General features: G+C 69.5%; 9 protein-coding genes. 7 read left to right on the top strand and 2 right to left on the bottom strand.

What is annotated here, in order from left to right; all coding sequences use genetic code 11:
• Positions 1 to 35: 35 nt before the first annotated feature.
• Positions 36 to 851, top strand: a complete 816-nt coding sequence (locus ASG80_RS00735; protein ID WP_056727490.1) for an alpha/beta fold hydrolase — start codon at positions 36 to 38, stop codon at positions 849 to 851.
• Positions 852 to 922: 71 nt separating this feature from the next.
• On the opposite strand, the gene ASG80_RS00730 is transcribed toward ASG80_RS00735, so the two are convergent.
• The gene (locus ASG80_RS00730) at positions 923 to 2,077 is read right to left on the bottom strand and encodes an epoxide hydrolase family protein (RefSeq protein WP_200952452.1); all 1,155 of its coding nucleotides are present in this window, start codon (positions 2,075 to 2,077) and stop codon (positions 923 to 925) included.
• Positions 2,078 to 2,354: 277 nt separating this feature from the next.
• Between ASG80_RS00730 and ASG80_RS00725 the strand changes: the two genes are divergently transcribed.
• Positions 2,355 to 5,747 (top strand): DUF5107 domain-containing protein, encoded by a 3,393-nt coding sequence (locus ASG80_RS00725; RefSeq protein WP_056728412.1) that lies wholly within the window; start codon positions 2,355 to 2,357, stop codon positions 5,745 to 5,747.
• A 1-nt stretch (position 5,748) separates the two neighbouring features.
• Here ASG80_RS00725 and ASG80_RS00720 read toward each other — a convergent pair whose 3' ends face one another.
• Positions 5,749 to 6,615, bottom strand: coding sequence for an AraC family transcriptional regulator (locus ASG80_RS00720; protein ID WP_162256576.1), 867 nt, complete (start codon positions 6,613 to 6,615; stop codon positions 5,749 to 5,751).
• Between the two features lie 204 nt (positions 6,616 to 6,819).
• Between ASG80_RS00720 and ASG80_RS00715 the strand changes: the two genes are divergently transcribed.
• The 5 genes from ASG80_RS00715 to ASG80_RS00695 are packed head-to-tail and all read left to right on the top strand — an operon-like array spanning position 6,820 to position 12,956.
• The gene (locus tag ASG80_RS00715; RefSeq protein WP_082589700.1) at positions 6,820 to 8,109 is read left to right on the top strand and encodes an ABC transporter substrate-binding protein; all 1,290 of its coding nucleotides are present in this window, start codon (positions 6,820 to 6,822) and stop codon (positions 8,107 to 8,109) included.
• Entirely contained in the window at positions 8,106 to 9,011 is a 906-nt protein-coding gene (locus ASG80_RS00710) for a carbohydrate ABC transporter permease (protein WP_056728410.1), read from the top strand. The genes ASG80_RS00715 and ASG80_RS00710 overlap by 4 nt, the downstream gene beginning before the upstream one ends.
• Positions 9,008 to 9,913 carry a carbohydrate ABC transporter permease gene (locus tag ASG80_RS00705; RefSeq protein WP_082589619.1) on the top strand — a complete coding sequence of 302 codons (906 nt, stop codon included), beginning with the start codon at positions 9,008 to 9,010 and terminating at the stop codon, positions 9,911 to 9,913. The genes ASG80_RS00710 and ASG80_RS00705 overlap by 4 nt, the downstream gene beginning before the upstream one ends.
• Positions 9,910 to 12,048 (top strand): alpha-galactosidase, encoded by a 2,139-nt coding sequence (locus ASG80_RS00700; protein WP_056727482.1) that lies wholly within the window; start codon positions 9,910 to 9,912, stop codon positions 12,046 to 12,048. The genes ASG80_RS00705 and ASG80_RS00700 overlap by 4 nt, the downstream gene beginning before the upstream one ends.
• On the top strand, positions 12,045 to 12,956 hold the full coding sequence (locus ASG80_RS00695; RefSeq protein ID WP_056727480.1) for a hypothetical protein: 912 nt from the start codon (positions 12,045 to 12,047) through the stop codon (positions 12,954 to 12,956). Before ASG80_RS00700 ends, ASG80_RS00695 begins: the two co-directional genes overlap by 4 nt.
• Positions 12,957 to 12,965 lie beyond the last annotated feature (9 nt).

Below are 12,965 nucleotides of genomic sequence, written 5' to 3'. Positions count from 1 at the left end.
TGGTGCGTGAGTGCCTCGGCGAGTAGCATCCGATCATGGGCGGACGTGCCTGGATGACGGTCGCCGTCGCCGGGCTGATGGTGACGTCAGGGTGCAGTGCACCTGGGGCATCCGACTCGTCACCCGAGGCCACGGTGACCTCGTCACCCGACAACGGACCGGCCGTGACCCTGGACGGTGCGTTCGATGTCGGCGATGGGCGCGAACTCGCGATCCGCTGCTGGGGTGAGGGCAGTCCCACCGTCCTCTACGACGCGGGCACCGGAACGCCGGGCATCGACACCGTACTCAGCGTGCCGTCGACCCTCGAGATCGCGGGTACGACGCGATTCTGCAGCTACGATCGCGCGGGGATTGGGCGCAGCGATCCTCCGGCACCGGACCGGGCTCGCACGATCGACGACCTCGTCGATGACCTGCATGCCCTGCTCGCTGCCGCCGAGGTCGAACCTCCGTATCTCTTCGTCGGCTCCTCAGGGGGCGGATTCGACGTCTACCACCAGGCCGGGCGCTACCCCGCCGAGGTCGTCGGCATCGTGATGGATGACGTGCCGTCGCCGCAGGCCGACATGCCGGCCGAGGGGATGGACTGGACCGGGAACCCCGACCGGGTGGACTACGTCGGTTTGGAGCACCAGATGGCCGTCGCTCGCCTGCCGATCCCCCCCATCCCGGTCACGGTCGTCACCGCCGACCAGGGGCAGTCGGATGCCGCGGACCAGGCGCTCTGGCTCGAGGGCAGTTCCCGTCCCGTGGCGACGACGGTCCCCTCAGGTCACGACGTCTTCCACAACAACCCGCAGGCGATCGTGCAAGCGGTCGAGGAGATGCTCGCGTACCTGCAGCAATGAGCCGGCGCAAACGCGAGACGGCTGGCTGCGTAGTCTGCGCCGGGACGCGCCTGGCGCACAGCTTGCCGTGGTCACCGGAGGCCGCGGAAGAACGTGCGTACATCGCCGACCAGGAGGTCGGGGACCTCCATGGCGGGGAAGTGGCCGCCGCGTTCGAACTCGGACCAGTGGACGACGTTGTGGTCGCGCTCGGCGATGCGGCGGATCCCGACGTCGCCGGGGAACACCGCGACTCCGGAGGGCACGTCGGATCGTTGCGCCTGTTGCCCCCAGCTGGCCTGGCCCTCCTTGTAGAGCCGCGCAGACGAGGCGGCCGTGCCGGTGAGCCAGTACACGCTGACGTTGGTGAGCAGCTGGTCGCGATCGACCGCCTCCTCGGGAAGCTCGAACACCGGATCGGTCCATTCCTTGAACTTCTCGACGATCCAGGCGAGCTGCCCCACAGGTGAGTCGGCGAGCCCGAATCCGAGCGTCTGCGGGCGGGTCGACTGGATGATCGCGTACCCCGCGCCATCCTGCATCTGCCGTTGCATGCCGGCGAGCCGCGCCAGCTCCGCCTCGTTCAGACCGGCCAACTCTGCCGGATCTCCTGTGGGGAAGCCGAGACTTCCGTTGACGTGGACGCCCACAACGTGCTCGGAATCGATGCCGCCCAGCATCGGAGAGATCACCGCGCCGGTGTCGCCGCCCTGGGCGCCGTACCGCTCGTAGCCGAGTCGGCGCATCAGCTCCGCCCAGGCACGGGCGATCCGTGACATGTCCCACCCGGTCTCCCGCGTCGGCCCGGAGAATCCGAACCCGGGCATGGACGGGGCGATGACGTGGAACGCGTCTGCCGGCTCGCCTCCATGGGCAACGGGGTCGGTGAGAGGCCCGATGATGTTCATGAACTCCACGATCGACCCAGGCCACCCGTGGGTGATGATCAGCGGCAACGCGTCCGGCTCGGGTGAGCGGACGTGCAGGAAGTGCACGTTCTGCCCGTCGATCGTGGTCGTGAACTGCGGGAATTCGTTGAGCTTCGACTCGAACGTGCGCCAATCGTAGGAGGTCCGCCAGTACTCGGCCAGCCCCATCATGTAGCTGACGGGGACGCCATAGGTCCAGCCCACGCCAGGCAGTTCGTCGGGCCAGCGGGTGTGGTCCAGTCGACGGTTCAGGTCGTCCAGGTCGGTCTGCGGGATCTGGATGCGGAACGGTCGGATTGCTGTGGTGTTCGTGATCATGGGTCGACGGTACCGACCATTGTGGACGATTACTGTCCTAATGAAGCTGGAAACCCATATGGGTTGGCCGGAAGGCGCGTACTCGACACACCTGAGTTCTCCCGTGGCCTGTGCGGTCGCCTCGAGTGGCGGACCGTCGCGTCGAGGAATGGCGATCCCGATCGTGCTCGCCGAGTCGGTCGATGTCATCGTTCCTGGCGTCGATCGTCGGATCGTCCAGATGATGCAGAGGAATGCGTCTTCCGGCGGTCGCCCACCCGTCAATACGATCCACTGCATGATCGACGACGCTGCCCTGCTCCGCCTTCCCGACACCCCTGCCGATCAGGCCGGCCTGCCGGTGGCGGCGTGGAGCGAACCCGTTCGACTGCGCACATACGAGGCGGGCGATCCGGGCGCGATGCCGGCCTTCCTCGAGCACCGCGTGTACCAGGGATCGTCCGGCCGCGTCTACCCGCTCCCGTTCATCGAATCGGTCGCGCACGAGCCGACGGTCCGGGAGTGGAAGGCCGTGCACCTGGAGAACGAGTACGTGCGACTCATGATCATGCCGGAGCTCGGCGGCCGCATCCACGTGGCCTACGACAAGCCGAGCGGCCGCGACTTCTTCTATCGGAACAACGTGATCAAGCCCGCCCTCGTCGGCCTCGCAGGCCCTTGGCTCGCCGGTGGCGTGGAGTTCAACTGGCCGCAGCACCACCGGCCTGCGACCTACCTCCCCGTCGATTGGACCATCGAGCGCGAGGCGGACGACTCGGTCACCGTCTGGTGCTCTGACCATGATCCCTTCGAGCGCATGAAGGGGATGCACGGGATCCGGCTCCGACCGGGCAGCGCGGTCGTCGAGGCACGGGTGCGCCTCTTCAATCGCACTTCCCTGACCCAGACATTCCTCTGGTGGGCCAACGTCGCCGTGCATGTGAACGATGACTACCAATCGTTCTTCCCCGAGGACGTGACCGTCGTAGCCGATCACGCCAAGCGCGCGATCACCGCGTTCCCGGCCGCCGATCGTCCGTACTACGGCATCGACTACCCCGCGCGGGCGGATGCTGCGAGCCCGCAGTTCCGCGGACCTGACGCCGACCGCCTCGACTGGTACCGCAACATCCCCGTGCCCACCTCATACATGTGCGTCGGCAGCGAGGACGACTTCTTCGGCGGCTACGACCACGGCATCGGTCTCGGCTTCGTGCACGTCGCCGACCACCGCATCGCGCCGGGCAAGAAGCAATGGACCTGGGGCAACGCGCCATTCGGCTGGGCGTGGGATGCGAACCTCAGCGACGGAGACGGACCCTATGTCGAGCTCATGGCCGGCGTCTACACCGACAACCAGCCCGACTTCTCGTATCTCGCTCCCGGCGAGACCAAGTCGTTCAGCCAGTACTGGTTCCCATACCACGGGATCGGGCCGGTCACGCAGGCGACGACGGATGCCGCGGCGAGCCTACGGACGGAAGACCGGGACGGACGAGCCATGGTCGAGCTCGGCGTCGTGACGACGCGAGCCCACTCCGACGTGCGAGTCCGGCTGCATGACGAGGCGGACGGCACCATCTGGCTGTACGCGGGTACGATCGCGCCCGGCGCGCCGGTCCGGGCCACGGTCGAGGTGGAGTCCGGGACCGGGCCCTTCGTGCTGATCGCCACCGACGGGGACATCGAGTTGGTGCGCTGCTCGACCGCGATCCGCGAACCAGCCGTCACCGATGTAGAGACCGCGACGGCCCTCCCGGAGCCGGAGGAGATCGCCTCCGCGGACGAGCTCTACCTGGCCGGAGTGCACCTCGCCCAGTACCGGCACGCGACGCGATCCCCCGAGCCCTACTGGCAGGAGCTGCTCCGACGCGATCCGCTCGACTCGCGCGGCAACACGGCCCTCGGACAACTCCGGATGCGCGACGGACGCCTCGAGGAGGCCGAACGCCATCTCCGCGCCGCCATCGCCCGGGAGACGAGGCGGAACCCGAATCCGGTGTCGGGCGAGGCCCACTACCTGCTCGGTCTCGTGCTGGTGGCGCAGGGTCGGCGGGGCGACGCCTACGACGCCCTCTCCAAGAGCCTGTGGAACGCCGCCTGGCGGGTGCCCGCCGGCCTCGAACTCGCTCGTCTCGATGCCTCCGCGGAAGAATGGTCTGCCGCGCTCGAACATGCCCGACAGGTGCTCCGCCTCGACTCCGAGCAGCTGCAGGCCATTGCGATCTCGGCGATGGCGCTGCGGCGCCTGAACCGTCCGGATGAGGCGGACGACCTGCTCGACCGCGCGGGCGCCCTCGACCCGCTCGACCTCTGGACCCGCGATCTCTCTGGAGATCCGGTGACCTCCGAGGCGCACGCCTTGATGGACCTCGCAGCGGAGTACCGCAGCGTCGGAGCGGACGAGGACGAGCTCCGCCAGCTCGACGCCGCACTGGCCGCGGCGACCGACCGCCCGGTGCCTGCAGCGGGCAACCCGATCCCCCTGATCCACTACTTCCGCGCCGAGGTCCTCGACAGGCTGGGCCGTACCGGCGAGGCGCGCGTGGCACTCGCCGCGGCGCGGTCGGCCGATGCCGACGGATGCTTCGCCGGCGGGCTCTCCGAGGCACTCATGCTCGAGCGTGCCACGACCGATACGGACGCGGACGCACGCGCCCACACGCTCCTCGCGCACTGGCTGTACTTCCATCGTCGCTACGAGGACGCCGTCGTGCACCTCGAACGGGCCGCCGAACTGGATCCCGGCGACGCCGTGGTGTGGCGTGGGCTCGGCCTCGCCGCCTACAACGTCCGCGGCGACCGCGCGGGGGCTCTGCGATGCTACGAACGCGCCATCGACTGTGCACCGCGCGATGCGAAGCTGCTGCACGAGGCGGACCAGCTGGCGCGGCGGACGGGTCGTGCAGCGCACGAACGACTGAAGCGCCTCGAGGCGGTGGCGGAGGTCGTCGCGTCCCGCGACGACCTGACCACCGCCTACGCCGAGCTGCTCGTGCTGAACGGCGACGCGGAGGCGGCGCACCACGTCATGGCCGAGCGCCGGTTCACGCCCTGGGAGGGCGGTGAGGGCGAGGTGCTGCGCGTGTGGGAGCTCGTGCAGCAGTCGAGGGCAGCGCTCGCGAGCGCCGCGGGGCATCCGGATGACGCGGTCGCCGCGCTCGAAGCGGCCCTCGACTCGCCCGCGAACCTCGGTGAGGCGCGGCACGAGCTCGCCAACTTCTCGGATGTCCTGCTCGCCTACGGGGATGCCCTCGCGAGTGCGGGCCGACACGACGAAGCCCGGGCTGCGTGGACGCGTGCCGCTCGCAGCGCCGGCGACTTCACATCCATGCTGACCGTGCCCTATTCGCCGATGACCTACTTCTCCGTGCTCGCCGCACGGCGGCTGGGCGACGAGCACACCGCGGCCGAGCTCGCCGACGGACTGCGCACGTACGTTTCGATGAAGGAGGCCGAGCGACCCTCGATCGACTACTTCGCGACGTCCCTTCCCACGATGCTGACGTTCGACGACGACCTCGAGCAGGGCCACCGGGTGCTGATCGCCGTGATGCGGTCGGAGCTCGCGCTCCTCGACGGCCGAGCGACCGAGGCAGCCGGGCGTCTGGAAGCCCTGAGTGCCGTCGACCCGGCCGACCCGCTCGTGCGCCGCCTGCTGGTCGATGCGACGGCGTCGATCGCCGCCTGATTCACCCCTTGTGCTGGTTGCGGTACTCGCGGGGTGTCACCCCGTGGATCTTCTTGAACTGGCGGGCGAAGTAGAAGGAGTCGGGATATCCGACGTCCGCGGCGATGGCGGCCACGGTTCGACCGGTCGTGTCGAGCATCTCGCGAGCACTCGCCATCCGGAGCATCGTCTGGTACTGCAGCACGGGGTAGCCGAGGTGCCGCTTGAACAGGGCGCTGAAATGCGACGTGCTGAGTGACGCCATGGCGGCCAGCTGTCCGACGGTCACGTGCTCGGTGATGTGGGTCCGGAGGTAGTCGGCGGCCTGGTCGATGAGGTCGCTCGTGTCGTCGAGCCCCATGCGGTCGGCGGCGAGCAGCGTGAGCACGTGCCAGGCCGCACCGGCAGCCGCGAGCAGGCTCGGCGTGGTGGAGTCACGCTCCATCCACTGCACCACCTCGGTCATCAGCGACACCACGTGGTACATGTTGCGCACGCGTCGCACCGGGTTCTCCTCGGTCATGTTGGCGGCGCTGAGGAACGACTCGATGTCGGACCCGGTCACGTGGAACCACCAGAGCGTCCACGGCTCGGCGTCGTGCGCCCCGTAGGCGTGCGGCCGTCCGGGCGGCAGGACCACCACCTGGCCGGCGGCGACGTCGAAACGTCCAGCCGGGGTCTCGCACCATCCGCCGCCCTCCACGCAGACGAGGACCACGACCTGGCTGATGGGCATCGGCCGGACACGTCCGTGCGAATGCGCCTGCGGGAAGTAGCCGCAGTCGGTGACGACCAGGTGCGCCGTTCCGGGCTGGTGCAGGAACTCGCGGACTCGAGGTCGCGGGAGGACGAGCATCCGCTGTCCGGGGAAGCCATCGGGGATGAGCACGCTCGATTGTCCGACGTGATCGGCGGATTGTCCAGATACAGCGAAGGATCCTTCTGAATGGGGGTGCACTGCCGGGCGTACCGTCATAGACGCCCCGGATCCGAGAACCACGATCTCCCCCGATCGCCCCGCTCGCTTCCGACCGGCACGGCGCCGAGACGGCGCAGCACCCGACCTCGGATCACATCCAGAATGGAGTCGAAGATGACCCACATGCCACGGCGGCGTCTCGCCGCACTCGGCGTCTCGATCGCCGCGTCCGCACTGCTGGCCGGCTGCGTGGCGACCGGCGGCACGGCCGCGGGCCCGGCAGTCGGCGAGGACGAGTCAGGCCCGCTCGTCCTGCAGTCGCGATTCACCGACGCCGAGAAGGGCGGGATGGAACAGCTCGTCGCCGGCTTCAACGAGCTCGGCGAGGGCGAGGTGGAACTGAACAGCATCCCCACGTCGACGTTCAACGCACAGCTGCCGACGTACCTCACCTCGGCCACCCCGCCCGACGTGTACACCTGGTACGCGGGGCAGGCCACCCGCGACTTCGCCGAGCAGGACCTGCTGCTCGACCTGAGCGACGTCTGGGAGAGTGGGATGGGCGACTTCTCGCCCGCCCTGCGCGAGCTGAGCCAGACCGAGGACGGCACCGAGGTGTTCGTGCCCACCGGCTACTACTGGTGGGGCGTGTACTACTTCAAGAGCGATTTCGAGAAGCTCGGCATCGAGCCGCCCACCACGTGGGACGAGTTCCTCGCCGCCTGCGACCAGATCAAGTCGCAGGGCGTGAACCCCCTCACGATGGGGCTCAGCGACAACGCCTGGCTCGCCTCGGCGTGGTTCGACTACCTCGACCTGCGCATCAACGGCGGCGACTACCACCTCGACCTCCTCTCGGGTGACGAGTCGTTCGACAGCCCTGAGGTGCGCGCGGTCTTCGACGAGTTCGCGAAGGTCCTCCCCTTCTTCGATCCGGCCGTGCTCGGCACGTCGCACAACCAGGCGATGAGCGATTTCGCCCAGGGCAAGTCGGCGATGTACCTCCTCGGTGCCTGGGCCCAGCCGTCGGTGCCGGAGGATCGTCGCGACGATCTCGCCTTCTTCCAGTTCCCGATCATCGATCCCGATGTGCCGGTCGCCGAGGAGGCCCCGACCGACGGATTCATCGCGAGCGTCAAGTCGACGCGGCCGCAGCTCGCCAAGCGGTTCCTCGAGTACGTCGCGAGCGCAGAGGCGCAGTCCATGCTCATGAAGGGACAGCAGGGCACGGCGCTCGCCGCGAACCCCGAGGCCGAGCAGACCCTCGACGAGCTCGCGTCGCAGGGCAAGGAGATGCTCGAGTCCGCCGCGCAGGTGACGCAGTTCTTCAACCGGGATGCCGGTGACGCCCTGCAGGGGCCGGCGGATGCCGCGCTCACCCAGTTCATCGCGCAGCCGGAGAACATCGACGCCATCCTCGAGGAGTGGCAGGCGGCGGCGGAGCGGGTCCGGGCGGGTTCGTGACCATCACCGCACTGCCACGCGATCGGCGGCGGGCGAAGGTTCCGCCGCCGATCGTGTTCGCCTTCGTGCTGATCCCGTTCCTCATCGAGGCGGTGGGCGTCTTCTGGCCCGCGATCCAGGGCGTCGGCCTCTCGTTCCTCCGATGGAACGGCATCGCCCCGGCCGAGCCGGTGGGGATCGGCAATTACGTCGACCTCATGAGCGACCCGATCTTCCTCACCGCGATCAGGAACACCGCCATCTGGATCGTGCTCTTCGGCGGGATCTCGTTCGTCGCGGGACTCGGCGTCGCGCTCCTGTTCCAGTCGGAGCGCCGCGGCGTCGGCGTGTACCGGACCGCCCTGTTCCTCCCGATCGTCTTCTCCCTCGTGGTCACCGCGCTCATCTGGACGGCGTTCTTCCAGCCGAGCGGCGTGCTCAACACGTTCCTCCAGTCCGTGGGCCTCGGCGACCTGACCCGGGTCTGGCTGGGAGACCCCGACACCGCCCTCTACGCGGTCATCGTGGCGGCCCTGTGGCGAGAGATCGGCTACGTGATGGTGCTCTTCATCGCCGGGCTCAAGGGGCTCGACCCGTCGGTGATGGAGGCGGCACGGGTCGACGGCGCGACGCGCTGGCAGCGCTTCCGCCTCGTCACCTTCCCCCAGCTGCGCAGCGTGAACCTGGTGGTGCTCAGCGTCATCATCATCGACTCCCTCCGATCGTTCGACATCGTGTGGGCGATGACGCGCGGCGGACCGTTCCACTCGACGGAACTGCTCAGCACCTACATGTTCTCGACGGCGTTCGAGTCCCGCGCACTCGGCTACGCCTCGGCGATCGCCGTCGTCATCTTCCTGCTGGCCATCGCGGTCATCGTCTCGTACCTCGTGCGGGCGCTCTCTGAGGAGAAGGAGTCATGACCACCCTCACGTTTCCCCGCGGCGACGTCGCCGTGCCGACGGCACCCGAGCCGCGGCCGACCAGGCGGCGGCGCAGCCTGCGGCGCACCGCGGCGACCGCCGGCTTCCACGGCGCGTCGATCCTGATCTCGCTCGCGTGGTTCGCGCCCATCCTGCTCATCGTCGTGACGTCGTTCCGCACGTTCGACGACGTGAGCGCGAACGGGATCGCCAGCGCTCCGCAGAGCTTCACGCTCGACACGTACGTGCAGGCCTGGAACCAGGGCGGGATGTTCCAGGCGACCGTGAACAGCATGATCGTCACGATCCCTGCGGTGATCCTCACCCTCGCGCTGTCGGCGATCGTCGCGTTCGGGCTCAGTCGGTTCCGCATCCCGTTCCGCCGGACGATCCTCCTGCTGATGCTCGCCGGCAACCTCCTGCCCGTGCAGATGCTGCTCATCCCGGTGACGCGGATCACCCAGCAGCTGGGGATCTACGACACGCTCTTCGCGCTGATCCTCGTGCAGACGGCGTTCGGCATCGGGTTCTACACGTTCGTGCTCTACGGCTTCATGCGGTCGATCCCGCACGAGCTGCAGGAGGCGGCGACCCTCGACGGCGCCGGACCGGTCCGGATCTTCCTGCAGGTCGTGCTCCCGCTCACGCGTCCGGCGCTCGCCGCACTCGGCGCGCTGTCGTTCACGTGGATCTTCAACGACCTGCTCTGGTCGATCACCCTGCTGCAGACCTCGTCGAAGCTGCCGATCACGGCCGCAGTGCTCTCGCTGCAGGGCCAGTACGTGTCGTCCTGGTCCGTCATCGCCGCCGCCACCGTCATCGCCGCGATACCGTCGACCATCGTGTTCCTCATCTTCCAGCGCAGCTTCGTGGGCGGACTCGCACTCGGGGCGGTGAAGTGACCGGCCCGGGATCGCCGGCCGAGCATCTGCGGGCGGGCGGCACGAGCGTCGTCGTGGCGCTCGGCGACGGCCGCCTGCCCCGCATCCTGCACTGGGGCGAGGATCTCGGCGACCTCTCGTCCGAGACGCTCAGGGTGATCGTCGAGACGGCACTGCCTGCGATCGGGGACAGCCGGGTGACCTACCCCCAGCCGGTCCCCGTGCTCCCGCAGCTCGCAGAGGGGTGGCTTGGCCGACCGGGGCTCGTCGGCGACAGCGGGGGTCGACGATGGGCGTCGCAGTTCACGGCGGTCGGCCACCGGATCGACGACGATCCCGCCGGCCCCGTGCTGCGCGTGGACGCCGTCGACGATGCCTTCCGCCTCGAACTCGTGCTGGAGCTCCAGTTGCTGCGGGCGAGCGGACTGGTCCGCCAGCGCGCAGAGCTCGTCAATCGCGACGACGCGCCGTTCCGGCTCGGCGGGATCGAGCTCTCCCTCCCCGTCCCGCACGAGGCCGTGGAGCTCCTCGACCTCACGGGACGCTGGTCCCTCGAGCGCGTGCCGCAGCGGCACCCTTTCCACGTCGGCGAGTGGGTGCGCGCATCCCGCGGCGGCAAGCCCGGACTCGAGCACACGATGCTGCTCGCCGCCGGCGCGTCGGGCTTCGGATTCCGAGCCGGCCGCGTATGGGCGACGCACCTCGCATGGAGCGGCAACCAGGTGCTGGCGGCCGAGCGGACTCCCGCCGACACCCGGCACCTCGTGGCCGGCGAGTTGTTGCTCGCCGACGAGGTGGTGCTCGCACGCGACGGGTCGTACCGCACGCCCTGGCAGGTCGGCTCCTGGGGCGACGGCCTGGACGAGCTCGCCGCCCGCTTCCATCGGCACCTCAGGTCGACTCGACCGCTCGGCCCACGACCGGTCATCCTGAACACCTGGGAGGCGGTCTACTTCCGGCACGACGTCGCCAAGCTCACCGCACTGGCCGAGCTCGGCGCCGAGGTGGGCGCCGAGCGCTTCGTCGTCGACGACGGGTGGTTCTCCGGGCGGCGCGACGACACCACGTCCCTCGGCGACTGGGACGTCGACGAGGACATCTGGCCCGACGGGCTCGGACCGCTCGTCGCGCGCGTGCGGGAACTCGGCATGGACTTCGGCCTGTGGTTCGAGCCAGAGATGATCAACCTCGACTCGGCCCTGGCCCGTGCGCATCCCGACTGGCTGTTCGACGCCGGCCACGGCCCCGGCCTCCCGTCCCGGCACCAGCACGTGCTCGACATCGGTCATCCGGGGGCGTACGAGCACGTGCTCGCGCGGATGTCGGCGCTCATCGATGCCCTGCACATCGATTACGTGAAGTGGGATCACAACCGGTACCTCCTCGACGCCGGCCACTTCCCCGACGGGAAACCCGGGGTACGGCGCCAGACCGAGCAGGTCTACCGGCTCATGGACGAGCTCCGCACGCGGCATCCATGGCTCGAGATCGAATCGTGCGCGAGCGGCGGCGGCCGGATCGACCTCGGCGTGCTCGAACGCGCCGATCGCGTGTGGCCGAGCGACTGCAACGACCCGCACGAACGCCTGGAGATCCAGCGCTGGACCGGCCTGCTCGTGCCGCCCGAGCGCCAGGGCACCCACATCGGCGCCGAGGCGTCGCACACGACGCACCGCTCGCATCCGCTCGACTACCGGGCCGAGAAGGCGATCTGGGGGCACCTCGGGATCGAGGTGAACCTGCTCGAGGCCGACGACGCGGAGCGGGCGCGCATCGCACGCTGGGTCGCGTTCCACCGGGCGCATCGCGAGCTCCTGCATCACGGGGTGGTGGTGCACGCCGATCTCCCCGAACCGGCCGCGCGCCTCGAAGGCGTCGTCGCGCAGGACCGCTCGGAGGCGCTGTACGCGCTCAGCCTCGTCGAGCGCCCGCGCACGTGGCCGCTCGGGCGTCTGGGGCTCCCCGGCCTCGACGACGGCACCACATACGACGTTCAGGTCGTCACGCCCGGCGGCGAGGAGCTCCACGGCCCGCAGTCACCGTGGATCTCGGATGGGATCCGCCTCCCCGGACGCGTGCTGCGGACCGTCGGCCTGGAGGCCCCGTCGCTCGACGTGGATCGCTCCGTCCTGCTCCGCGTGGTCGCGGTGCGATGATCGAGCTCGCCGCCGAGTTCGGCGGCGGCCCGGTGGTGGCGACGATCTCCCCGTTCGCGGCGAGCCTGCTGCGTTTGCGGTCGGGAGGCGTCGACCTCGTGCAGCCGTCCGACGGGCGGCATCCGGAGCTCTCGGCGGGAGCCGTGCTCGTGCCGTGGCCGAACCGCGTCGCCCGCGCCACCTGGGTGCTCGACGGCGACGCGCAGCGACTGCGCGTCACGGAGCCTGAGCTCGGTCATGCCCTCCACGGGCTGCTCATGCGCCGCCGGTACGAGGTGGCGAGCCGTGGCCCGCGGTGGGTCGTGCTCTCCGCCGGGATCGCCGACGAGCCGGGCTACCCGTTCCGGCTGGCGACGTCGGTGCGGTACGAACTCGTGGCGGGTGGGCTGGCGGTGATGCACGAACTGGAGAACCTCGGGGATCGTGCGGCCCCCGTTGCGATCGGTGCCCATCCGTACCTCCGCCTCGGCGATGAACCCCTGGCCGGGCTGCGACTGGAGGTCCCAGCGGGCGAGGCGCTCGAGCTCGACGACCGTAGTCACCTGCCCGTGCGTCGCTTCCGCGTCGATCGAACCCCCTACGACCTCCGCCGGGGCACTTCGGTGGCGGAGGTCGTCCGCCACGCGGCCTACACGTGCTTCGGCGCATCGGGCGGCCGGGTCGAGCATCGCCTGTCCGCCGCGAACGGACGCGCGACGGTGCTCTGGGCGGATCCCGACTTCCGATGGGTGCAGGTCTGGGTCACCGACGCGTTCCCCGGAGCACCCGACGGCCGGGCGATCGCGATCGAACCGATGACCGCGCCGCCCGACGCGTTCAACAGCGGCACCGACCTGAAGTGGCTCGCGCCGCGGGGGCGATGGCGAACCCGCTGGGGCATCCGCATCAGCGGAGCCCCAGCGGGCTGATGGCGCGTG

Origin of the sequence: Agromyces sp. Soil535 (assembly GCF_001428255.1) — a bacterium.
In the GTDB taxonomy this organism is placed as follows: Bacteria; Actinomycetota; Actinomycetes; order Actinomycetales; family Microbacteriaceae; genus Agromyces.
The sequence above is the reverse complement of the archived record's forward strand: the minus strand, read 5'-3'. Positions and strand labels throughout refer to the sequence as shown.